This window comes from Cupriavidus sp. 05L310 (assembly GCF_056398185.1).
This window is the reverse complement of record NZ_JBFTOX010000019.1, coordinates 103,984-127,692: the sequence shown is the minus strand read 5'-3', so window position 1 is coordinate 127,692 and position 23,709 is coordinate 103,984. Positions and strand designations below refer to the sequence as shown.

The window sequence follows — 23,709 nt, the reverse complement described above, 5'->3', positions numbered from 1 at the left end:
GGCTCCGTCCCGTCTCCGGGATCGATCAGGAACGTCGCGTCCTTGCCGAGATAGTCGGCCCGCTCAAGCGGCAAGGGGTGCGTCAGCTGGATGGTGACGGTATAGGGCTCGCCCATGCGCTCCACCGCTTCGAATGACACCACCGACAGTTCGGCGGCGCTGGCCGTGCCGGGCACCTCGAGGAAGTAAGCCTGGCGCCCGGTCAATCCCTTGAACGGCGCACTGCCGTATGTCCTCCGTTGTTCATCCGGGTCCGTCATGGTTTCCGCTCCGTTGTCGGCGTGATCGATGCTGACGCAGGACTTTAAACGTCTTTTTATATGCCATAAATACCTTATATGCCGTTTTTGAAATTTAACATTTATTTAACATAAATTCGTACTGGTCCTATATCCATCGAATGGGTATCCATGCTACTAATTGCGCCGGATTACCTTACTGATCGTTATCGAAAGAATTAGAAAACGTTTAAATCAGAGATAAGAAAGGAACAAACGATGGCTGAGAGTTTCCAGAACGAAGTGCCCAAGGCACGGGTCAATATCAAGCTCGACCTGCATACGGGGGGCGCGCAGAAGAAGGTTGAACTGCCGCTCAAGCTGCTGGTGATGGGCGACTACAGCAACGGTCAGGACACGCGGGCGCTTGCCGAGCGTGAGAAGGTGTCCATCAACAAGAACAACTTCAATTCGGTCCTCGCCGATTTCAACCCGAAGGCACGGATCGCCGTCGAGAACACGCTGGTCGGCGACGGCACGGAACTGCCGGTTGATCTGGACTTCCGCGCGATGGACGACTTCAAGCCGGAAGTCGTCGCCGGGAAGGTGCCCGAGTTGCGCGCGCTGATGGCCGCCCGCAATCTGCTGCGCGACCTGAAGTCGAACCTGCTCGACAACGCGATGTTCCGCCGCGAACTGGAAAAGATCCTCAAGGACCCGGCCTTGTCCGAGCGCCTGCGCGCCGATCTGCAGAAGATCGGCGAGGCCGCGCCGGCTTCCCCGTCCGTCCAATAAGCGCCGTTCCCTGAGGAGTGAACCCCATGACCAAGCATGAGATCGCCGCACGCGGCAATAGCGAAGCAGATACCGTTGTCCTGGACTCGCCGGGCAAGAGCGTCTACGAATCCCTGTGCGAGAAGATCAACCTGACGCCGGTCAAGTCCACGCGTCCGGTGGAGTCCTTCCAGAGCGCCGATGCGCTCTCCGAATCGTCGCTGGATGAACGCGTCGCCCAGGCGATAAGCGTGTTCCTGAAGATGATCCAGGACTCGTCGCAGCAGGTGGACCGTCTTGACAAGAGCTTGCTCGATTTCCATATCGAGCACCTCGACCAGCAGATCAGCCGCCAGCTGGACGCGATCATGCACAACGAGACGTTCCAGCAGATCGAATCGGCCTGGCGCGGCCTCAAGTTCCTCGTTGATCGCACCGACTTCCGCAAGAATGTCAAGATCGAAGTGCTGGATGTCTCGAAAGACGCGTTGCGACAGGATTTCGAGGACACGCCCGAGGTCATCCAGAGCGGCCTGTACCTGCACACCTACATCCAGGAGTACGACACGCCGGGTGGCGAGCCGATTGGCTCGATCATCTCGAACTACGCGTTCGACCGCGGCCCGCAGGATATCGCGCTGCTGCGCAACATCTCCAAGGTCTCCGCAGCGGCGCATATGCCGTTCATCGGCTCGGTCTCGCCGGCCTTCTTCGGCAAGGAATCGATGGAAGAGGTGGCCAGCATCCGCGACATCGGCAACTACTTCGATCGCGCCGAGTACTTGAAGTGGAAGAGCTTCCGCGAGTCGGACGATGCCCGCTATATCGGCCTGACGCTGCCGAATTTCCTGGCGCGGCTGCCCTATGGCCCGGAAACCGTGCCGGTACGCGCCTTCAACTACACCGAGGCGGTCAAGGGCCCGGATCACACCCGCTACCTGTGGGCCAACGCCTCGTTCGCGTTCGCCGCGAACATGGTGCAGAGCTTCATCAAGAACGGCTGGTGCGTACAGATTCGTGGTCCGCAGGCCGGCGGCCTGGTCGAGGACCTGCCGATCCACCTGTATGACCTGGGCACAGGCAACCAGGCCAAGATCCCGACCGAGGTGCTGATCCCGGAAACGCGCGAGTTCGAGTTCGCCAATCTGGGTTTCATCCCGCTGTCCTATTACAAGAATCATGACTTCGCGTGCTTTTTCTCCGCCCACTCTGCCCAGAAGCCGACGCTCTACGACACCAAGGAAGCCACCGCCAACAGCCGCATCAATGCGCGCCTGCCGTATATCTTCCTGCTCTCGCGTATTGCCCACTACCTGAAGCTGATTCAGCGCGAGAACATCGGTACCACCAAGGACCGCCGCCTGCTGGAGCTGGAGCTGAACACCTGGGTCAAGACGCTCGTGACCGAGATGACCGATCCGGGCGATGAACTGCAGGCTTCCCATCCGCTGCGGGAGGCCAAGGTGGTCGTCGAGGATATCGAGGACAACCCGGGTTTCTTCCGCATCAAGCTTTTCATCGTGCCGCACTTCCAGATTGAAGGCATGGACATCAATTTGTCGCTCGTTTCGCAGATGCCGAAAGCGAAGAACTGACCGGCAACTGTGAGTGTCGACGTAGCGCTGACATGACGTAGCGCCGCCGCACGCTGGCTCGACAGCCAGCGTGCGGCGCTCCCATGCGGAAAGGGCCTTTCCACGTACCAGCCGATCACGATGAAGATAACAAGACCGCTGTGGGCACAGGGAATTTTCATGACCCCGCAGCATTTCCAGCAACAGGCGCAATGGGACCGGTATGCCGACGAGCACGTCGCGCGCCTTGCCAGCCCCGATCCGTGGGGCACTGTGCGCGTTGCCCTTGACCAGCAGGCCCTGTCCGTTCACCGTCTGGTGGTCAGTTCGCTGGCCCTCCGGCTGCCGGACGGAACGGTGATCGATACCGAGACGGCAGACCGCACGCCCGCGGCACGGGATCTGGCCGACGTGCCGGCGCACATCGACGCGGTGGTCGTGGGGATCGGCCTGCCGCTGATCGATGCGCAAGGCGGCAACTGCATTGAAGCCGGGGAACGGCCCGCCCGGCCGCGCCGCTTCGTGCGCGAATATCTGGAAGTCGCCGACCTGCATGGGGAAGGCAAGGAGGAGATCAGCGTTGAGCGGCATGCGCTGGCGCTGATGTTCGATTTCGAATCGCACGATGACTATGTGACCTGCCCGGTCGCTCGGCTGGTGCGGACGTCCCAGGGGCGCTTCGAGGCCGATCCGGCCTTTGTGCCGCCCTGCCTTTTCCTGTCGGCAAGCGAGCGGCTCACCGGCCGCATGAAGCGGCTCTCCGAAATACTCAGCGCCAAGAGCGCGAGCCTGTCGGTGCGCCGCCGCGAACGATCCGACCAGATCGCCGATTACGCCGTTGCCGATGTGGCGTTGTTCTGGCTGCTGCACAGCGTCAACAGTACGTGGCCGGAACTGGCTCGCCTGTGCGCCGTGCCGCAGCAGCATCCCGAGCGGCTCTACGGCATCCTTGCCCGTCTGGCCGGATCGCTGCTGACGTTTTCCACCACGGAGACCCTGCAGGCCATCCCGCCTTACGACCACCTCGCGCCGGAGCCCGTGTTCGAGGAACTGGAGTCGCTGATTCGTACCCTGCTCGACACGGTGATCCCGTCACGGGTGGTACCCGTTGCGCTGGAACGCCTGCGGCCCACCGTCTGGGTCGGCAAGATCCTCGACGAGCGCCTGGTCGAAGGCGCCGAATACTACCTGTCCGTCCAGGCGGGACTTCCCGCTCACGCGCTGCTCGAACAGTTGCCGCGCCTGTGCAAGGCGGGCGCGCCTGACGAGGTGGAGCAGATCGTCAACTCCGCGCTGCCCGGCATCCCGCTGCGCGCGATGTCGCGCGTGCCTGCAGCCATCCCCGTGCGCATCGAGAACCAGTATTTTGCGCTTGATAGCGCGCACCCGGCGTTCAGGCGCATGCTGGCCGCGCGCGCCTGTCAGTTCTACGTTCCTGCGTCGCTGCCGGACGTATCACTTGAACTCTACGCGGTTTTGCCTGCATGACGAACTCCATCTCGATTTTGCCGCTCGCCTTGCGCGACACGGCCCTGACCGTCACCGCGCTCGCTGATGACGATCAGCCTACTGGCTTCGAAGCATTCCGCGCGAAATGCGACGAACAGGTTTCCCGTCTGCGCGAAGAATTCCTGGCGGCCGGCCAGCCCGCCGATGTCGTCGAGGATGCCATCTATGCGCAATGTGCTTTGCTTGACGAAGTCGCGCTGGGCAGGCTGCCCGAAAAAGATCGCGACGCGTGGGAACGCGAGCCCCTGCAGGTGCAGGAGTTCCAGAGTCACGATGCCGGGGAAGCGCTCATCGCTCGCATCGAGCGGCGCCTGGGTGAGGCGCGGCCAGTGCTGCCGCTGCTCGCCGTTTTCCACGCGGTATTGGGGCTGGGTTTCCAGGGCAGGTTCGCGCTGGAGGGCGCCGGCGCACGTGTCGCGCTGATGCACGCTATCGATGAACGCCTGGATCGTGCCGGATGGCTTAAGTCGGATGGCCCGGTGCTGGTGACAGACGGCAACGCGCGCCGATGGCGGGGTCATCTGACGCCGCTCGCCTGGGTGGTGAGCGCCTGCGCCGGCACCGGCCTCGTCTACCTTGCGCTGGACCGGTGGCTGGCCACCGCGATCGCCCGGCTCGTCGGCTGAAAGGGTATTCGTGACCGGCTACCCCTACCGCACGCTCTTCGGCTGGATCGCAGTGCTCGCGCTGGCCTGGCTGGCGTTCAGCTCGCCATGGCCGGCGACATGGAACCTCCTGTTCGCTGCCTTCACGATCGGGCTGGCGCTTCTGGCGATCATTGTTGCCACGCGCCGGGTGCGCGCACGGCAGCGCGCCGCGCAGCCGGTGCTGCAAGCCATCGATGCGTCGCTGGATGGGCTGCCCCATGGCATCCGGCGCAATACACCGCTGGTATTGGCGATTGGGGACGCATCGGGCGCTCCGCCGCTGGCATTCGGCGAGGATCTGGTCCGAATCACGGACGCGGCGATCTGGGTGCGCGTCGATGACCCGACCCGGCTTGCACATGTGGCTGACGCCCTCAAGCGCTGGCGCGAAGGGCAGGGTCCGGATGCCATCGCCTACCTGATCGGCGCCGACCAGGCCCGCGACGCGGCCGTGCTGAACGCCGGGCTTCGGCGTTGGCGCTCGGCCATCGGCGAGGCCAGCGGTGGGGTTGGCTACGACCTGCCGGTCTGCGTTGCCGTGTACGCGGAAGAAGTCACCCGAAGCAACGGTGCCCCGGACGATTGCCCCTGGTTCGGCATCTCCGGCGCCGAAGTGATGCAAGGCGATACGCTGCCCGCCCAGATTGCCGCACGCGTCCTGCTTCACGCGCGGGCCGCGCTGCCGGCGGATCGCGAGGCCCGCATGCACCGCGCCGCACGGCTCGATGCCCTGGCGCGCTGGGCGTGTGGCGCCTTGCTCCCTGCGCTGCTCGATAGCCAGCGCGGCAGCCATCGGGTGCACGTTGCAGCGTTCGGCGTGACCGCCACCGAGGGCAGCCCTGCCGCGGATTCGTTGTATGCCCGCTTCATCGAGCAAGCGACCGCGCTTGCCCGCATCGCCAGGGATGGCCGCCGTGCACGCTACCCGCTGCCGGAACCCCTGATCCGGGGAATCGCCCGGCAGCCCGTGCGTCGGGCGCTACCGAGCGCCATTGCCCACGCCTTTGCCTGGCTCGCGCTGGCCTTCTGCGCGGCCGCCGCGGCCTCCGCCTGGCAGAACCGTGCCCTGGTGGCGCGCGTCGTGGGCGATATGGCGCGCTATCGCGCCATCGGACCGGAGCATGACGCCGCCCGGGTCGATGCACTGCAGGCCATCAAGCGCGATCGCGACGAACTCGATCAATACGAACGCGTTGGCATACCGCCGCGCCTTGGCCTGGGCTTCTATCGTGGCGCCGGGCTGCTGGCGCCGCTCAATGCCCTGATCGCCGCGTATCGACCGCCGGCACCGCCGCCATCGACCATCGAACTGGACAGCCTGTCGCTCTTCAGGAGCGGCAGCGCGGCTCTCAACCCCGGCTCGAATCGCGTGCTGATCGGCGCGCTGGAGATGATCAAGGCTCACCCGGACAAGCGCGTGCTGGTGGCCGGGCACACCGATACCGTAGGCAATCCTGGCAGCAACCTCAAGCTCTCCGAGGCCCGTGCGGCGTCAGTGCGCGACTGGCTGGCCGACGCGGCCGGCTTGCCGCCGACCCAGTTCGCGATTCAAGGCTATGGCGATACCCGTCCCAAAGCCGCCAACGACACCGAAGCGGGGCGTGCCGCCAACCGACGTGTCGAGATCACGCTCATCCCTGATTGCCGCGACGGCGATCGTGCCAATCGGGCAACTTTGGGCCATCCGGCCTGTTCATTCCAGTAGAAGGAGAAAGAAGAAATGGCAATTCCCGCATACATGTGGATCAAGGACGATGGCGGCGCCGATATCAGAGGCTCGGTCACGGTCAATAGCCGCGAGGGCAGCGTCGAGGTGGTCGCCTTCGATCACGCCGTCAGTATTCCCACGGATTCCAACACCGGCAAGCTGACTGGCACGCGCGTGCACAAGCCGGTCGTCTTTACCAAGGAAACCGATGCCTCGACGCCGTATCTGTACAAGGCGGTCACCAGCGGCCAGACCCTGAAGTCGGTCGAGATCAAGTGGTACAAGATCGATGACGCCGGCAAGGAAAAAGAGTACTTCAACACCAAGCTCGAAAACGTGAAGGTGGTCGGCGTCACGCCGAAGATGCTGGATATCAAGAATCCGGCCTTTGAGAAGCACAACCACCTCGAAGACATCGAGCTGCGTTACGAAAAAATCACCTGGTCGTACAAGGACGGCAACATCATCCACGCCGACAGCTGGAACGAGCGCTCCTAATACGCGCCTGGCCGGCGTCCACCGCCGGCCTGCCATCTCGCGCGGACCCGGTGCAGGGGGCCGCGCACTTCCTTCTTCACCCCGCGTCCCGCTTCTTTTCCATGACCACCCGCGACCTCTCCCCGTTTCTGCGTCGTCTCAACGACCATTGCGCCCGTGCCCTGACCGACGCCGCCCGCCTGTGCGAAACACGCGCCCACCGGGACATCGAGGTCGAACACTGGCTGATCAAGCTGCTGGAGTTGGGCGACGGCGATCTGCTGGCGATCTTGCGGCGCTATGAACTCGATGTGGACGGCATCTGGAACGGGCTGCTCGCCGCCATCGACCGGCTGCCGCATGACCTGCGCGGCAAGCCTGGCCTGTCACAACGCCTCGGCCAGTGGCTGGAGGCCGCATGGATGCGCGCATCGCTCGAAGCCCCGGCGCCCGGAGAGTCCACGTCGATCCGCTCCGCGCACCTGCTGGCCGCGCTGGCCGAAACGCCACACCTGCTGCGGGCGCCCGGCGCCTGGGCGCTGTTGAGCGTATCCGCCATCCAGATCGAGCGGCTGATGCATGAACTCGACAACATCTCGACCGAGGCAGCCGCTCCCGACGCTGGCGAGCCGGCCAGACCGGCTCCCGGCCCGCTGTCGCCGGCGCCGGTCACTCCCACCCCGACCAGGCCGATGCCCGGTCAGGCCGATACATCGGCGCTGGCCCGCTTCACGACCGACATCACCCGGAAGGCCCGGGACGGCAAGATCGATCCGGTATTTGGCCGCGACGTCGAGATTCGCCAGATGGTCGACATCCTGGCGCGGCGCCGCAAGAACAACCCGATCCTGGTTGGCGAACCTGGTGTGGGCAAGACTGCGCTGGTCGAAGGCCTTGCGCTCAAAATCGCGGAAGGGGATGTCCCGGCTGTCATACAGAACGTCAGCGTGCTGACGCTGGACCTGGGCCTTCTGCAGGCCGGGGCCGGCGTCAAGGGGGAGTTCGAGCAACGCCTCAAGAACGTGATCGAGGCCGTGCAGCAATCGCCGACACCCGTGCTGCTATTCATCGACGAAGCCCACACGCTGATCGGTGCGGGCAACACCGCAGGCGGTGCCGATGCCGCCAACCTGCTAAAGCCCGCCCTGGCGCGCGGCGAGCTGCGCACGATCGCGGCGACGACGTGGTCCGAATACAAGCAGTACTTCGAGCGCGACGCCGCGCTGGAGCGGCGCTTCCAGATGGTCAAGGTCGATGAGCCCGACGACGACGGCGCTTGCCTGATGCTGCGCGGCCTGAAGGAACGGTATGCGCAGCACCATGGCGTGCACATCACCGATGCCGCCATCGGCGCCGCCGTGCGGCTGTCGCGCCGCTATCTGACCGGACGCCAACTGCCGGACAAGGCCGTCGATCTGCTCGATACCGCCGCCGCCCGCGTGCGCATGAGCCTGGAGGCCACACCGGTGGCCATCTCCTCCCGCGAGGCGGAACGCGCGGCGCTGGAGGTCGAGCGGACTGCCTTGCTGCAGGACCAAGGGGCCATCGGCGCGGATGTCGGCAAACGACTGGCGGCCATCGATGCCCGGCTCGCTGCGCTCGCCATTGAGCTCGAACAGTTTGAGCGCGCCTTTGCCGAACAGAAGGGGGCCGCCGAGACACTGATCGAATTGCGTGCGCAATGGCAAACCACTGCCGACGAGTCTGCACGGCGGGATCTGACGCCATCGATCCAGGCTGCCTACGAGATGCTGACCAAGCACGGTCAGGCCGCGCTGATCCATGCGGAAGTGGACGAGACCGCCATTGCACAGGTGATTGCCGATTGGACAGGGGTTCCCGTCGACAGCCTGCTGTCCAGCGAGCTGGCCACTTTGCTGGCGCTGGAAAGGCGCTTGGGGCACATCGTGGTTGGCCAGGATGAGGCGCTAGCCGCCCTCAGCAAGAGCTTGCGGGCCGCCAAGGCGGGACTCAAATCCGAGGAGGCGCCGCTGGGCGTGTTCCTGCTGGCGGGGCCTTCGGGGGTGGGCAAGACCGAAACGGCGCGCGCGTTGGCCGACCTGATGTTCGGTGGCGAGCGTTCGCTTGTCACCATCAACCTGTCCGAATACCAGGAAGCCCACACCGTCTCGCAGCTGAAGGGTTCGCCGCCGGGCTATGTCGGCTACGGGGAAGGCGGTGTCCTGACCGAGGCGGTCCGCCAGCGGCCCTACAGCGTCATCCTGCTCGACGAGGTCGAGAAAGCGCACCGTGACGTACTGAATTTGTTCTACCAGGTATTCGATCGCGGCTTCATGCGCGACGGCGAAGGCCGGGTGATCGACTTCCGCAATACCGTCATCCTGATGACCTCGAATCTCGGCAGCGAGCAGATTCTGGCGGCAGCCGACGCCGCCGCCGCGGCCGGCGTCGAGCTCGCCACCGGGACGCTGATGGAGGCGATTCGCCCGATGCTGATCGACCACTTCCAGCCGGCACTGCTGGCACGCTTCCAGACCATTGCCTACCGCCCGCTGTCGGCCGACGCCATGGCATTGATCGTGCGGATGAAGCTCGGCAAGGTGGCTGACCGCATCGCGCGCCGCTTTGGCGTGCCACTGCGGTGCGACGACACGCTGGTGGCCGAGCTGGTGCGGGCCTGCCTGTTGCCCGATTCCGGCGCCCGCAATATCGACAGTCTGCTCGATCAGCAGATCCTGCCGGTACTGTCGCGTGAGCTGCTGGTGCGCATGTCGGACCAGCAGGCACCGGCATCGATTCGCCTGTCGTTCTCCGGGGACGACGGTATTGGCCTGGACTTCGAGGAGCCGGCAACGACAACCGGGGTGGACGCGTGACACGGAGCGGGCCGGGCCTCTTTGAAGCGGTGACGGGATACTTTGCGAATGGCGTGGCCGTCGACGATTTCGATGTGGCGACGCAGACGTTCCTGTCCGTGCAGGACAACATCCAGCGCATCCTCAATAGCCGTCGCGGTAGCCTGGCGCATTTGCCGGATTATGGGCTTGGCGATCTGTCCAGGATCTACCGGCATCTACCCGCGTCAGCGCACACGCTAAAGCGCGAAATCGAAACGACGCTGCTGCGCTACGAGCCGAGGCTGAAATCCATCGGCATCGCGATCGAAGAGACCGAACCGGGCATGCTTCTCAGCTTTACCATGAGTTGTCAACTGCATCAGGCCGGGCTGGTGCGATTCGGCACCCACTTCACGCCCGATGGACAGACGCGCCTCAAGCTGCTGAAGGCCGAACGTGACCGTGAGTGACCGTGAGTGACCGTGAGTGACCTAGCCACACCGGCCTGTCATGGAGGAATCATGAAAAACACGCCTGGACATCGCTACGGCTCTCGATCCGGGCGTTGATGCGTCCAGGAGGGCTTGACCAAGGAGCAAATGGCCTGGGTGTTTGACACGGCACTGCGAAGCTTGAAGCGATTTTGGTAGGATGCAGGCCTTTCCATCGACGGTGTGCCAGTGTGTTGCGCCGGAATGTGACTCCGATGTTGCTTGCTTCATGAACCTGGCCCAGATCAAGACCCACGCCGCCGAGCGGCTTGCCCGCCTGCGGCGCCCTACGCGGCGCGGTGTCCTCAAGACGCTGGCTGCCGTGCCGGCGCTGTTCCTGCTGTATGTGCTGGTGTTGATCCCGTTCACGCCGGGCATCAGCGATATCCGCAAGGCCAAGTCGGACCAGCCCGCGCAAGTGCTCTCGGCGGACGGCAAGGAGCTGGCGGTGTTCAAATGGGCCAACCGCGACTGGGTCCGGCTGGCCGACATCTCGCCCAATGTGACGACAGCGCTGATCGCCACCGAGGATCACCGCTTCTACCAGCACTTCGGCCTGGACTGGCGGCGCATGGGGTCGGCAGCGCTACATACCTTTTCCGGCAACCGGCAGGGTGGTTCCACCATTACCCAGCAGCTTGCCCGCAATCTCTATCCCGATGAGATCGGCCGCGCGCCCACGCTCACGCGCAAGCTCAAGGAAGCCATTACCGCGCTGAAGATCGAGGCACTCTATACCAAGGACGAGATCCTCGAGACCTATCTCAACACGGTGCCGTTCCTGTACAACGCGTACGGCATCGAGATGGCGGCGCGTACTTACTTCGACAAATCCGCCGGCAAGCTGGACGTACTGGAGAGCGCCACGCTGATCGGCATGCTCAAGGGCAACAGCTACTACAACCCGGTCATCAATCCCGAGCGTGCCGTGCAGCGGCGCAATACCGTGTTGGCGCAGATGGTCAAGTACGAGAAGCTGGATCCTGCCAAGTACGAGGCGCTGAAGAAGCGGCCGCTGCGTATCGATTTCGAGCGCCAGACCGAGCCGCCGGGCCCCGCGCCGCACTTCGCGCAGCAACTGCGCAAATGGCTGATCACCTGGGCGGACCGCAACGACTACAACATCTACACCGACGGGCTGGTGGTACGCACCACCATCGATTCGCGCCTGCAGGCGATGGCCAACCAGGCCGTGGCGCGCCAGGGCAACCAGTTGCAGGGCATAGCGAATGCAGCGTGGGCGCCGCGCTCGGGCTGGGCTGCCAACAAGGAGCTGGTGCAGGCCTTCGTGCGCGAGACGCCGGAGTACCGGGCGGCGCGGGAATCCGGGCTGACCCCCGAGGCAGCCATGAAGCAGTTGCTGGCCGACGGTGTCTTCATGCAGGCGCTGCGGCAGTCGAAGACCCGCATCCAGGCCGGTTTCCTCGCGCTGGACCCGCGCAGCGGCGAGATCAAGGCCTGGGTCGGCAGCCGCGATTTCAGCCAGGATGCCTTCGACCACGTGCAGCAGGCACAGCGCCAGCCGGGCTCCACGTTCAAGCCGTTTGTCTATGGCGCGGCGTTTGAGCAAGGCGCCAGTCCCGACGATACCTTCGTCGACCAGGCGGTGGAGATCCCCCTGGCCGGCGGCGAGGTCTGGCGGCCTTCCGACGATGGCCCCCCGAGCGGGCGCGCCATGAGCCTGCGCGACGGCCTGGTGTATTCCAAGAACACGATCACCGCGCAGTTGATGCAGAGTGTGGGCCCGGCCAAGGTGGCCAGGCTGGCCCGCGCCATGGGCGTGCGGCAGAGCCGTCTCGACACCGTACCCTCGCTGGCGCTGGGCACCAGCCCGGTGACACTGAAGGAGATGGTCTCCGCCTACGGCACCATAGCCAACCAAGGTGCTTACCTGGAGCCGGTGATGGTCACCCGCATCGAGGACCGCAAGGGCGAGGTGCTGGAGACGTTCCGCCCGGCGTCGCCCGAGCAGGCGCTGCCCGTCGCCACGGTGCAGACGCTGCTGGATGTCATGCGCGGCGTGATCGACCGGGGCACGGGCACAAGCATCCGCACGCGCTTCGGAATCCGCGCGGATGTGGCCGGCAAGACCGGCACCACGCAGGACAACGCCGACGGCTGGTTCATCCTGATGCATCCGCAACTGGTGGCCGGCGCCTGGGTCGGGTTCAACGACAGCCGGGTGACGCTGCGCAGCGACTACTGGGGGCAGGGCGCGCACAGTGCGCTGCCCATGGTGGGCGACTTCTTCCAGCGTTCGCTCCGGGCCCGCGTGATCGACCCGAACGTCCGCTTTGTGAAGCACGAAGAGACCGGCTTGTTCGAGGCGCTGGGCTGGACCATACGCGGCTGGTACCAGCGCTTCTTCGGGACGGCCTCGAAGCCTGAAGCCCCGCCCGCGCCCAGGCGCCCGGCACACTCGGCGCAGGCGCCGGAGCCGGCGCCTGCGATGGAGGCCAGCGCGGCGGCACCGCCAGCGGCCTTGCCGCCCGGTGGCGCCAGCGCGCCCTTGGGGCGGGAATTTGCGGATGCCGTGCCGGGGCCGGTATCCGCAAGTTCACCGGTGAGTGCGCCTGTCGATGCCTTGACAGGCGCGCCGCGTGTGCGGGACATGCCGGCAGCCGGCGCTTCCACGTCCGCGCAGGATGCAGCCCTGGCGCCAGCAAGTGAAGGCAATGTGCCGTGACGCCAGGCATAGCGGTCCGCGCCGGTTTATCTTGTTGCCGGCGCCTGGTCCGTGCCGCCAGTCGGCTGCTTGCAGGCAAGCCGATGAAGGTGCGGCGCAGTGCCGGCAAGCGCGCCCGGACTTGTCAATCCGGCACCGCGCGCGTACCGTTGCGGGTCACATCGCTTACCATAGCGGTTTGACTGGCGGTATCCCTGTAAAGCGATCCGGCCGGCCTGGCCGCTGAGTTCCCGCAATGCAAGGCGCGGGAACTGGCGCTAGTATGCCAGCCGTGTGACAGCTTTCCTGCCGGTGGACCTTTTTCCAGATGAACAACAATCCAAAGAATTCTCGCGGCGAGCCTCCCGCTCCACGTACCTGGGACGCCCGTCTGGCGCGCGCGCTTGTGCGCCCGCTCAAGGACTCCTGGATCACCCCTAACCACCTGACCACGTTGCGGCTGCTGATTGGCCTGGCCGGTGTTGCCTGCCTGATGCAGGGCGGATATGCGTGGACGAATTACGGGGCCCTGCTGATCGTGATCTCCAACTTCGTTGACCATACGGACGGCGAGTTGGCGAGAATTAGCGGAAAATCAAGCAAGATAGGCCATTTTTATGACCTGGCGAGCGATGCCCTGATTACGGTGCTGCTGTTCGTCGGCATGGGCGTGGCGATTTCGGACGAGGCCGCCAACGGGGTGCTGTCGCCGGTGCTGCTAGGCACGCTGGCTGGCGTAGCGGTGGCGCTGATCTTCTTTCTTCGCATGCGTATCGAAGAGCGCGTGGGGAAAAGCGGGACGAAGCAGGCCTCCGCGGGGGGATTCGAGACCGAAGACGTGCTTTACCTGCTCCCGCTGGTGACGCTGACCAGCGGCATCGCGCCGTTCCTGACGGCGGCGTCGATCGGCGCGCCGCTGTTCGCGGCATGGGTCGTCTTCGACTACTGGCGCGTCATGCGGCGCCCCCGGCCGGTCACGGCTCCGACTTCGACGAAGATCTGAGGAACCCCGATGAGCGAGCAAGCCACCAACGACATCGCGCTGGACGCACCTTCCGTCCAGGCCGCCGCGACGGTTTCGCCACGCCCGAAGCCGGCCACGCCAACCGGCACGCCCGATCCCGAGTCCGCAGTGGCCAGCCGCACCGCCATGCTGGACAACGTGAAGCTGCGCGCCGATTTCGAGCGCCAGGACGCCTTCCTGCACCTGGAGGAATTCCTGGCGCCGGAAGTCACCGCGCAACTGGTCGCCAGCGCCCGCGCGCTGGTGCCCAAGATCAACCGCAACTACCTGCCCGGCCACAAGCAGGGCGGCAGCGTCAGCCGCCACACGATCGACGAACTTGCCCCGTTTATCGCGGAACTGTATCGGTCGAAGGCGCTGATCGGCTGGCTGGAGCAGATGTGCGGCGAAAAGCTGCTGCTGTCCCCGGACACCGACCCGCATGCCTACGCGCTCTATTACTACACGCGTCCCGGCGATCACATCGGCTGGCATTACGACACCTCTTATTACGATGGCCGCCGCTACACGCTGCTGCTGGGCGTGATCGAAGAATCCTCCTGCCGCCTCGATTACGAACTGCACACCCGCAATGCGGATGTGCCCGACGAGCCCGGTTCGGTGCAGACCACCCCCGGCGGCCTGGTGTTCTTCGACGGCGACAAGCTGCGCCACCGCATTACGCCGGCCGGCGCCAACGAGATGCGGGTGTCGCTGACGTTTGAGTACGTCACCGATCCGGGCATGCGCCCGTGGCTGCGCTTCATCTCCAATATGAAGGACGCGATCGCCTATTTTGGCTTCAAGCAGGTATTCAAGAGACTGGCGCCAGGCCAGAAACCCCGCGCATGACCCGTGCCGCCATCTTCCTGCTGTCGATCGGCGCGGCGCTGTTTGTCGCGCTGCTCGCCTGGCAAGGATTCGGCTCCGTCGCGTCGACGCTGATGTCCGCAGGCTGGGGCCTGGCGCTGGTCGCTGCATTCCACCTGCTGCCGCTGGCGCTGGACGCCGGCGCCATCTTCGTCTTGTTCGACCGCCGGGCCGGGCGCGGCACCATGTGCAACGCACTGCTGGCGCGTTGGGCGGGCGAGTCCGTGAACAGCCTGCTGCCCGCCGGGCAGATCGGCGGGCCGGTGCTGATGGTGCGCTACCTGGCGCAGCGCGGCACGCGCATGCGCGACGCCGCCGCCGCCATTACGGTCAGTACCACCATGCAGGCTCTCGCGCAGATGGTGTTCGCGTTTATCGGCCTGGCGCTGTTCACCTTGTACGGTGGACACGGCGGGCGCGGCGGGCAGGATGCGCTCTCGGACCTGCGCACGCCGACCCTGATTGTCACGGCTGTGCTGGCGCTGTGCATCGTGGCGTTCTACGTCATCCAGAAGCGGGGTTTGTTCGGCCGGGTCCTGCGCGTGCTGTCGAAGCTGTTTGGCAAGCGCGACTGGTCCGGGTTGACGATGCGTGCCGATGCCGTGGACGCGGCCGTGCATGGCATGTACCGCGACCGCCGCAAGGTGGCGGGCACCTTCGCGCTGAGCCTGGCCGGCTGGCTGGTCGGCACCGGCGAAGTCTGGCTGGCGCTGCATTTCCTGGGGCATCCGGTCAGCTGGCTCGACGCCCTGCTGCTGGAGAGCGTCGGGCAGGCCATTCGCGGCGCGGCGTTTGCCATTCCCGGCTCGCTGGGGGCGCAGGAAGGCGGCTACCTGCTGCTGGCCCCCATCGTCGGCCTGCCGCCCGAGGCGGCGCTGGCGCTGTCGCTGGCCAAGCGCGCCCGCGAGATCGGGCTCGGCGCGCCGGGCCTGCTGTATTTACATTTGAGCGAACGGAAATTCCAGCGGCGGCGTGCGGCCATGCCTGCCGAGTCCCTGAAATAGACGGTGAAGGACCTGGCGGCGCCGCGGCGCGTGCGCAAGCCAGGCCAGGCACCAGGCGGTTTCAGTGATTCAGCGGGCCGGCCACGCGCTGCCGATTGATTGATGCAATTTGCATGGGTGCGGAGAACGAATGCGAGCAATCATCCTTGCCGCGGGCCTTGGCCTGCGACTACAGCAACAGCCCGGGGAGCAGTTCCCGAAGTGCCTGCTGCGCTTTGACGGTGTCACCCTGCTGGAGCGGCATCTGCGCATGCTGGATGCGGCGGGTGTGGACGAGATCGTGCTGGCGCTGGGTTTCCAGCCGGGACACGTGGAAGCCGAGCTCGACCGGCTCGGGCGCGACCCCTACCCGGAAATCGTGCTGAACTCCCGCTACGACCTGGGCAGCGTGCTGACCGTGCATACGGTGGCCGATGCGCTTACGCGTGGCGGCGACGTCCTGCTGATGGATGCCGACGTGCTGTACGACGAGCGCATCCTCAGCGCCCTGGTGGCCGGCGACACCACCAACCGCCTGCTGATCGACCGCGATTTCGAAGCCGGCGACGAGCCGGTCAAGCTGTGCGTGAAGAACGGCATTCCGGTGGAGCTGCGCAAGCAGCTCGCGGTTGGCCTGGAGTACGACACCATTGGCGAATCGGTCGGGTTCTTCCGCTTCCAGGAGCAGACCGCGCGCCGCCTGGCGCAGATCGTCCAGGGCTATGTCGACAGCGGCCGCTCGAACATGCCGCACGAAGAAGCGGTGCGCGACCTGCTGCTCGAAGGCGGCCATGTGTTCGATATCGCCGATGTGAGCGGCGCTCCGTGGATCGAGATCGATTTCCCGAACGACGTCGCGCGTGCGCGCGACGAAGTCCTGCCTGAACTTCAGCCGATTGTGGGAGTAGCACAGTGAACGCGATTGACCCGATTTTCTCGACTGCCACGCGCACTGCACGCCTGCGCCAGATGATCGTTGGCAACGAGCTGGAATTCATGATGGAAGCGCACAACGGGCTGTCCGCCCGGATCGTGCGCGAAGCCGGTTTCAAGGCCATCTGGGGTTCCGGCCTGGCCATCTCGGCCCAGTACGGCGTACGCGACAACAACGAGGCCAGCTGGACCCAGGTCGTCGATACGCTGGAATTCATGGCCGATGCCAGCGACCTGCCGATCCTGCTGGACGGCGACACCGGCTACGGCAACTTCAACAACGTGCGCCGCCTGGTGCGCAAACTCGAGCAGCGCGGCATTGCCGGCGTCTGCATCGAGGACAAGCAGTTCCCCAAGACCAACAGCTTTATCGATGGAGAGCGCCAGCCGCTCGCCGAAATCGACGAGTTCTGCGGCAAGATCAAGGCCGGCAAGGATTCGCAGTCGGACGACAACTTCTCCATCGTTGCCCGCGTGGAAGCCCTGATCGCCGGCTGGGGCATGGACGAAGCCCTGCGCCGCGCCGAAGCCTATCGCCAGGCGGGCGCCGACGCCATCCTGATCCACAGCAAGCTGTCGCGCCCCGACGAGATCCTGGCGTTCGCGCGCGAGTGGGCTGGCCGTGGCCCGCTGGTGATCGTGCCGACCAAGTATTACAGCACGCCGACCGACGTCTTCCGCAAGGCCGGCATCAGCGTGGTGATCTGGGCCAACCACCTGATCCGCGTGGCGGCCTCGTCGATGCAGGCCGTGGCCAAGGAAATCCACGACAGCGAAACGCTGGTCAACGTCGAAGACCGCATCGCCTCCGTCAACGAGATCTTCCGCCTGCAGGATGCCGACGAATACTCGGCCGCCGAGAAGATGTACCTGTCCGGCTCGCAAGCGCCTGGCGCGGCGGTGGTGCTGGCGGCCAGCCGCGGCACCGGGCTTGAGCCTCTCACGGAGGACCGGCCGAAGGTGATGCTGCCGGTGGCCGGCAAGCCGCTGCTGCGCTGGCTGGTGGATGCCTTCAAGAAGCAGTCGATCAACGATATCACCGTGGTCGGCGGCTACCAGGCCAAGGCCATCGACACGGCGGGCATCAAGCTGGTGCTCAACGAGCAGTACGCGCAGACCGGCGAACTGGCCTCGCTGGCGTGCGCGGCCGATGGCTTGCATACCGACACCGTGATCGCCTACGGCGACCTGCTGTTCCGCAGCTATATCCTGCGCGACCTGCTGGAGAGCGATGCGCCGTTCAGCGTCGTCGTCGACTCCTCGCTGACCACCGAGTCGAACCAGAGCGTGCGCGACTTCGCGTATTGCTCCGCGGCGGACGACCGCGACCTGTTCGGCCAGAAGGTCCTGCTGCGCCACGTGTCCAGCAAGGGCCAGGAGCCGGCCGCCGGGCAGGCGCAGGCGCCGCACGGCCGCTGGATCGGTCTGCTGAACGTGCGTGGCGAGGGGCGCGAGCGTCTGCAAAAGCTGATCGCCGAGTTGCGCACGCGCGACGATTTCAACACGCTGGACATGCCCGCGCTGCTCAACGCGCTGGTCGCGGCCGGCGAAGAAATCGAAGTGAAGTACGTGCATGGCCACTGGCGCGGCGTAAACGATCTCGACGACTTCCGCCGCGCCGGCGATTTCGCGCACACGCAGACGCCGTTCGCGGTTGGCGGCACGGATGCAGAGGAAGCCCGATGATCGAAGCGGCACAGTTTGTCGAAGCCGCGCGCGCGCGCGGCTTCGACTGGTATGCCGGAGTGCCGTGCTCGTACCTGACGCCGTTTATCAACTACGTGCTGCAGGATCCGTCGCTGCATTACGTATCGGCGGCGAACGAAGGCGATGCGGTGGCACTGATCGCCGGCGTGACGCTGGGCGCGCAGGGTGGGCGGCGCGGCATCACCATGATGCAGAACTCCGGCCTGGGCAACGCGGTGAGCCCGCTGACCTCGCTCACCTGGACCTTTCGCCTGCCGCAGTTGCTGATCGTCACCTGGCGCGGGCAACCCGGCGTTGCCGATGAGCCGCAGCACGCGCTGATGGGGCCGGTCACGCCGGCCATGCTCGACACCATGGAGATCCCATGGGAAACCTTCCCGACCGATGCGGCCGAGGTGGGCCCGGCGCTGGACCGCGCGGTGGCGCATATGGACGCCACGGGCCGTCCGTACGCGCTGGTGATGCAGAAGGGCAGTGTCGCGCCCTATGAGTTGAAGCAGCAGGAGCGGCCCGCGCCGCGCCCCAGATGCACGCCGGTTTCGCCAGCGCCGGGCGCTTCGCAGGACGGCTTGCCCACGCGCCGCGAAGCCCTGCAGCGCGTGATCGCGCATACGCCCCCCGGCAAGAACGTGGTGCTGGCATCGACCGGCTTCTGCGGACGCGAACTCTACGCGCTGGATGACCGCGCCAACCAGTTGTACATGGTGGGCTCGATGGGTTGCCTGACGCCGTTCGCACTGGGCCTTGCCCTCGTGCGTCCGGACCTGAACGTGGTGGCCGTCGACGGCGACGGCGCGGCGCTGATGCGCATGGGTGTGTTCGCCACGCTCGGCGCCTATGGCCCGTCTAACCTCACGCACGTGCTGCTCGACAACGGCGCCCATGACTCCACGGGCGGACAGGCGACCGTGTCGCCCAACGTCTCGTTCGCCGGCGTGGCGGCCGCTTGCGGCTATGCCTCGGCGGTAGAAGGCGATCGGCTCGGCACGCTCGACCAGGCACTCTCTGCCGCGGTGCAAGAGCCCGCTGCCGGGCCGCGTTTCGTGGCGCTTTCGATCCGCGCCGGCACGCCGGACGGCCTGCCGCGCCCGACCATTACCCCTGTCGATGTGAAGACGCGCCTCGCGCGCCATATTGGCGCCGATCAAGGCGCCGACCAAGGAGAGAAGTAATGCTGCTACTCAACCCGGGCCCCGTGACCTTGTCGGCGCGTGTGCGCCAGAGCCTGTTGCAGCCGGACCTGTGCCATCGCGAAAGCGAGTTCTTCGACCTGCAGGACGAGGCGCGCGCGCGGCTGCTCGATATCTATGAACTGGATCCGGCCGAATGGGCCGCGGTGCTGATGACGGGTTCCGGCACGGCGGCGGTGGAAAGCATGATCGCCGCGCTGGTGCCCGAGCAGGGCAAGCTGCTGATCGTGCAGAACGGCGTGTACGGCGAGCGCATTACGCAGATCGCCACGCAATACCGCATCGCCCACGAGGTGGTCGCGCACGACTGGATGCAGGCTCCCGACCTTGGCCGCATTGCCGCCGCGCTCGACGCGGACCGCGCCATCACCCACGTGGCGGTGATCCACCATGAAACCACCACCGGACGCCTGAACGATCTCCAGGCGCTCGACGCACTGTGCAGCGCGCGCGATGTGAGGCTGCTGGTCGATGGCGTGAGCAGCTTCGGCGCCGAAGCGATCGATTTTGGCGGCAGCATTGCGGCGGTGGCGGCCACGGCCAACAAATGCCTGCATGGCGTGCCCGGCGCGTCTTTCGTCATTGTGCGGCGCAACGCGCTGGAGCAAGCCGCCAGCCGGACTTACTACCTGGATCTGGGGCGGCTGGCGCGGCTGCAGGACCAGCGCAATACGCCGTTCACGCCCTCCGTGCATGCCTATTACGCACTGGTGGAAGCCTTGCGCGAACTGGCGGACGAGGGCGGCTGGCGCGCCCGCCACGCGCGCTATGCGGCGCTGGCGGAACGCGCGCGCGCCGGGCTGGAGGCCCTGGGCATGCCGGCCCTGTGGGCGTCGGAGCAGTCCTCCGTGGTGCTGCGTGCCTACCGTTTGCCGGCCGGCCTGACGTACGCGCAGTTGCATGATGGCCTGAAGGAACGCGGTTTTGTCATTTACGCGGGGCAGGGCGGGCTCTCGGCGGAGCTGTTCCGTATTTCCACGATGGGGAATATCCAGCTGGATGACATCGATCGCTTGCTGCAGGGCTTTAAGGACCTGACGCAGTAATCGCGCCCCCGGCGTCATCGTCATTTGTGATCGCCATTTTGTTTTTGCGGGCAAAGCACTAGCATGGGGTAATGGATGCGGCGCAGCCGCATCCAGCCAATCCTTGCGGAGGAGCATTGCGATGCATCGCCATTTCCGCCTTGCCCTTGCCAGTTCCGGTGGCACAGCCGTTGCAGTCCTGGCTGTGCTTGTCCTCGGCGCAGCCGTGCCGGGGAGCGCCTCGGCGGCCGGCCCCGACGCGGCGCCCGCCGCCGCCGGCGTCGACCGCTCCTCGCCGGACCGCATGGTCCGCGCCGCCGTCGAAGGCGTGCTGGGCACCATCCAGGCCAATCCCGACACCCGCAGCGGCGATCTCGACAAGATCACGGCCGTGGTGCGCAAGCAGTTCCTGCCTTATACCGATTTCCGGCGCACCACGCGGCTTGCCGTGGGAAACGCTTGGCGTAACGCCTCGCCTGAGCAGCAAAAGCAACTTTACGAGCAGTTCGAGACGTTGCTCGTACGCAGCTACGCCTTGTCCCTGTCGCAAGTGCGTGATCAGGCGCTGAAGTTCCGCTATAAGCCGCCACGTACCAGCGGCAATGACGTGGTGGTGGAGACCAGCATGATCAACAAAGGGGACGAGGTGCAGATCGATTACCGCCTGCAGCGCGGCCCCGCGGGCTGGGCCATCTACGACATCAATATGAGCGGTGCCTGGCTGATCGAGATCTACCGGCAGCAGTTCGCCGACATCGTGGCGCGCAGCGGCATCGATGGCCTGGTCAAGTACCTGACGAGCCACAACGCGGCCTGAGGCTTGCTGCTGGCCTCTATGTGGTTATGCGCTTTGGCGGCTACGCGGCGTCCGCCAGCTTATCGTCGCCGGCGAGCGATGCGATCAGCGTCTCCGCCGACATCGGCCGTCCCAGCAGGAAGCCCTGTAGCGAATCGCAGCCCAGCCGCGTCAGGAATTCCTGCTGCTTGGCCGTCTCCACCCCTTCCGCGACGATGTCCAGGTTCAGCGTGCGGCCAAGCGCCACGATGGCCGAGACGATCGCCGCATCTTCCGTATCGCGGGCGAGATCCCGGATAAAGCCGCGATCGATCTTCAGCTCGCTGGCCGGGAGCCGCTTGAGGTAAAGCAGGCTGGAATAACCGGTGCCGAAGTCGTCGATCGAGATGCGCACGCCCATGTCGTGAAGCTGCTTCAGGATCTGCAGGCTGGCATCGGCGTCGCGCATCGCTGTCGATTCGGTGACTTCGAGCGTCAGACAGCCTGGCTCCAGCCCGTGCCGCGCCAGGGTATCCCGCACTGTCTTGATCAGGCTGGCATGCCGGAACTGCAGGGCCGACAGGTTGACTGCCACGCTCCAATGCGGATGGCCCGCATCGCGCCACTCCCGCATCTGCCGGCAGGCTTCGTCCAGGACCCAGTTCCCCATCGGCACGATCAGGCCGGTCTTTTCGGCCTGGGGAATGAACTGGTCCGGAGCAATCAGGCCGCGGGTGGGATGCGCCCAGCGCACCAGCGCTTCCACGCCGACCACCGGCCCGCTGGGCGCGGTGAGCTTGGGCTGGTATTGCAGGATCAGCTCCCTACGCTCCAGTGCCAGGCGCAGGTCCTGCACCAGTTGCAGCTGCTCGTGCACGTTGGCGTTCATCGACGCTTCGAAAAAGCAGATGGTATTGCGGCCCAGCGCTTTCGCGTGATACATCGCCGCGTCGGCGTTGGTCAGCAAGTCGTGCTGTAGGGTGCCGTCGCCGGGGTACATGGCAATGCCGATGCTGGTGGAGACGCGCAACTCGCGGCCGGCAACCTGGAAGGGTTCGCGAATGACCGTCAACACCTTTTCGGCGAGGGTTGCCGCGTCCGCCGGCTCGCCGACGCTGGCCAGCAGCACGAACTCGTCGCCGCCCAGCCTGGCAATGGTGTCCTGCGCGCCCACGGCGGCCCCGATGCGCCGCGCAACTTCGACCAGCAACTGGTCGCCAACGGGATGGCCATAGGCGTCGTTCACCGCCTTGAAGCCGTCCAGGTCCATGAACATCAGGGCGAAGCGGGTGGTCTTCTGCTCGGCTTCCTGGATCGCCCGGTCGAGCCGGTCTTCCAGCAGCACCCGGTTGGGCAGTTTTGTCAGGTTGTCGTGCAGCGCCAGGTAGGTCAGTTCCTGGTTGGCCTCAGCCAGCGATAGCGCCAGCATTGCGGTGCGGGCCTCCATGCGCACGTCGAGCACCGAGGTGATCAGGGCGATGGCAAGCACCGCCAGCGTGACGATGATGATCACCACTGCCAGCCATCCCGAATCCATCCCGTCGCGCGCCGCGCCGCAAACGCTGCCGAGCGGGAACTCCGCCGCCGCCATGCCGGTGTAATGCATCCCGACGATGGCAAAGCCCATGATCACCGCCGCACCCGCGCGCAGGGGCCGCACCCAGATCGACTCGCGCCGCAGGTTGAATGCGATCCACAGTGCCGCGCCGGAGGCCAGGATCGCGACCACGATGGACAGGATGAACAAGGACGGGATGTAGCGGATGCCCGGCGACATCTGCAGCGCGGCCATGCCCGTGTAGTGCATGCCGGCGATGCCCGCGCCGATGAGCAAGGCGCCACCGGCCAGGCGCCGCCACGGCAAGGTTTCCCGGCCCACGAGCCAGAGCGCAAGCGCCGACGACGCGATGGCGATCAGCAGCGAGACCCCGGTGATCGGCAGGTCGTATCCGAGCGGGATCGGCAGGTGGAATGCCAGCATGGCGATAAAGTGCATCGACCAGATGCCGATTCCCATCGCGCATGCGCCGCCGGCCAGCCACCAATATGCCGCGCGGCCCTGAGCCGTGGCAATGCGCCCTGCCATGTCAAGAGCGGTGTATGAGGCCAGGATCGCGACAAGCAGCGAGATCAGTACGAGCGAACTGTTGTGGCTGCCGGCAAGCATTGAGGCCCTTTCTCTTTCTAGACGTTGACTTTGATTTGCCTGGATTTCGCCTGATTTGCACCCGCACGGGTGCATGGTAGAGAAAGCGCCAGTTCGCCGCTCATAACGACATGTTAACTGGCAAATTTAGGTAGGGCTTGAAAAATGGGTCGCCGGGCCTGCCCGGCAGGCCCGGCGACCGGCCGGGCGCTACGC

18 protein-coding genes and 1 pseudogene are annotated in these 23,709 nt (G+C 65.6%); 17 read left to right on the top strand and 2 right to left on the bottom strand.

All coding sequences use genetic code 11. From position 1 onward, the window contains the following. Positions 1–260 (bottom strand): annotated as a pseudogene (locus AC1DS6_RS16155) (type VI secretion system tip protein VgrG); the annotation flags it as partial. A 237-nt stretch (positions 261–497) separates the two neighbouring features. On the opposite strand from AC1DS6_RS16155, the gene tssB reads away from it, so the two are divergent. From tssB to AC1DS6_RS16070, 17 genes are all read left to right on the top strand, one after another. Beyond that, the gene (tssB, locus tag AC1DS6_RS16150; protein WP_441627713.1) at positions 498–1,013 is read left to right on the top strand and encodes a type VI secretion system contractile sheath small subunit; all 516 of its coding nucleotides are present in this window, start codon (positions 498–500) and stop codon (positions 1,011–1,013) included. A 26-nt stretch (positions 1,014–1,039) separates the two neighbouring features. Next, positions 1,040–2,587: a type VI secretion system contractile sheath large subunit gene (gene tssC, locus AC1DS6_RS16145; protein ID WP_441627711.1), complete on the top strand. Its 1,548-nt coding sequence runs from the start codon at positions 1,040–1,042 to the stop codon at positions 2,585–2,587. A 120-nt stretch (positions 2,588–2,707) separates the two neighbouring features. After that, on the top strand, positions 2,708–4,054 hold the full coding sequence (tssK, locus tag AC1DS6_RS16140; RefSeq protein ID WP_477102716.1) for a type VI secretion system baseplate subunit TssK: 1,347 nt from the start codon (positions 2,708–2,710) through the stop codon (positions 4,052–4,054). After that, on the top strand, positions 4,051–4,701 hold the full coding sequence (locus tag AC1DS6_RS16135) for a DotU family type IV/VI secretion system protein (RefSeq protein WP_441627707.1): 651 nt from the start codon (positions 4,051–4,053) through the stop codon (positions 4,699–4,701). Before tssK ends, AC1DS6_RS16135 begins: the two co-directional genes overlap by 4 nt. A gap of 10 nt (positions 4,702–4,711) precedes the next feature. Further along, on the top strand, positions 4,712–6,427 hold the full coding sequence (locus AC1DS6_RS16130) for an OmpA family protein (RefSeq protein WP_477102715.1): 1,716 nt from the start codon (positions 4,712–4,714) through the stop codon (positions 6,425–6,427). Between the two features lie 15 nt (positions 6,428–6,442). Then, positions 6,443–6,928 carry an Hcp family type VI secretion system effector gene (locus AC1DS6_RS16125; protein ID WP_477102714.1) on the top strand — a complete coding sequence of 162 codons (486 nt, stop codon included), beginning with the start codon at positions 6,443–6,445 and terminating at the stop codon, positions 6,926–6,928. A gap of 101 nt (positions 6,929–7,029) precedes the next feature. Then, a complete protein-coding gene (gene tssH, locus AC1DS6_RS16120; protein WP_477102713.1) occupies positions 7,030–9,744 on the top strand; it encodes a type VI secretion system ATPase TssH in 2,715 nt (904 codons plus the stop codon). Beyond that, the gene (tssE, locus tag AC1DS6_RS16115; protein WP_441627701.1) at positions 9,741–10,175 is read left to right on the top strand and encodes a type VI secretion system baseplate subunit TssE; all 435 of its coding nucleotides are present in this window, start codon (positions 9,741–9,743) and stop codon (positions 10,173–10,175) included. Before tssH ends, tssE begins: the two co-directional genes overlap by 4 nt. Positions 10,176–10,425: 250 nt before the next feature. Then, entirely contained in the window at positions 10,426–12,882 is a 2,457-nt protein-coding gene (locus AC1DS6_RS16110; RefSeq protein ID WP_477102712.1) for a penicillin-binding protein 1A, read from the top strand. A 307-nt stretch (positions 12,883–13,189) separates the two neighbouring features. Then, a complete protein-coding gene (locus tag AC1DS6_RS16105) occupies positions 13,190–13,864 on the top strand; it encodes a CDP-alcohol phosphatidyltransferase family protein (RefSeq protein WP_441627697.1) in 675 nt (224 codons plus the stop codon). Between the two features lie 9 nt (positions 13,865–13,873). After that, positions 13,874–14,716 carry a HalD/BesD family halogenase gene (locus tag AC1DS6_RS16100; RefSeq protein WP_441627695.1) on the top strand — a complete coding sequence of 281 codons (843 nt, stop codon included), beginning with the start codon at positions 13,874–13,876 and terminating at the stop codon, positions 14,714–14,716. Next, positions 14,713–15,738 (top strand): flippase-like domain-containing protein, encoded by a 1,026-nt coding sequence (locus AC1DS6_RS16095; RefSeq protein ID WP_441627693.1) that lies wholly within the window; start codon positions 14,713–14,715, stop codon positions 15,736–15,738. Before AC1DS6_RS16100 ends, AC1DS6_RS16095 begins: the two co-directional genes overlap by 4 nt. A gap of 130 nt (positions 15,739–15,868) precedes the next feature. Further along, the gene (locus tag AC1DS6_RS16090) at positions 15,869–16,633 is read left to right on the top strand and encodes a phosphocholine cytidylyltransferase family protein (RefSeq protein ID WP_441627691.1); all 765 of its coding nucleotides are present in this window, start codon (positions 15,869–15,871) and stop codon (positions 16,631–16,633) included. Further along, positions 16,630–18,336, top strand: a complete 1,707-nt coding sequence (gene aepX, locus AC1DS6_RS16085; RefSeq protein WP_441627689.1) for a phosphoenolpyruvate mutase — start codon at positions 16,630–16,632, stop codon at positions 18,334–18,336. The genes AC1DS6_RS16090 and aepX overlap by 4 nt, the downstream gene beginning before the upstream one ends. Next, the gene (gene aepY / locus AC1DS6_RS16080) at positions 18,333–19,529 is read left to right on the top strand and encodes a phosphonopyruvate decarboxylase (RefSeq protein ID WP_477102711.1); all 1,197 of its coding nucleotides are present in this window, start codon (positions 18,333–18,335) and stop codon (positions 19,527–19,529) included. Before aepX ends, aepY begins: the two co-directional genes overlap by 4 nt. After that, the gene (locus tag AC1DS6_RS16075) at positions 19,529–20,593 is read left to right on the top strand and encodes a 2-aminoethylphosphonate aminotransferase (RefSeq protein ID WP_477102710.1); all 1,065 of its coding nucleotides are present in this window, start codon (positions 19,529–19,531) and stop codon (positions 20,591–20,593) included. The genes aepY and AC1DS6_RS16075 overlap by 1 nt, the downstream gene beginning before the upstream one ends. A 121-nt stretch (positions 20,594–20,714) precedes the next feature. Then, positions 20,715–21,389 carry an MlaC/ttg2D family ABC transporter substrate-binding protein gene (locus tag AC1DS6_RS16070; protein ID WP_441627683.1) on the top strand — a complete coding sequence of 225 codons (675 nt, stop codon included), beginning with the start codon at positions 20,715–20,717 and terminating at the stop codon, positions 21,387–21,389. A gap of 40 nt (positions 21,390–21,429) precedes the next feature. Here AC1DS6_RS16070 and AC1DS6_RS16065 read toward each other — a convergent pair whose 3' ends face one another. Next, positions 21,430–23,514: a putative bifunctional diguanylate cyclase/phosphodiesterase gene (locus AC1DS6_RS16065; protein ID WP_441627681.1), complete on the bottom strand. Its 2,085-nt coding sequence runs from the start codon at positions 23,512–23,514 to the stop codon at positions 21,430–21,432. Positions 23,515–23,709 lie beyond the last annotated feature (195 nt).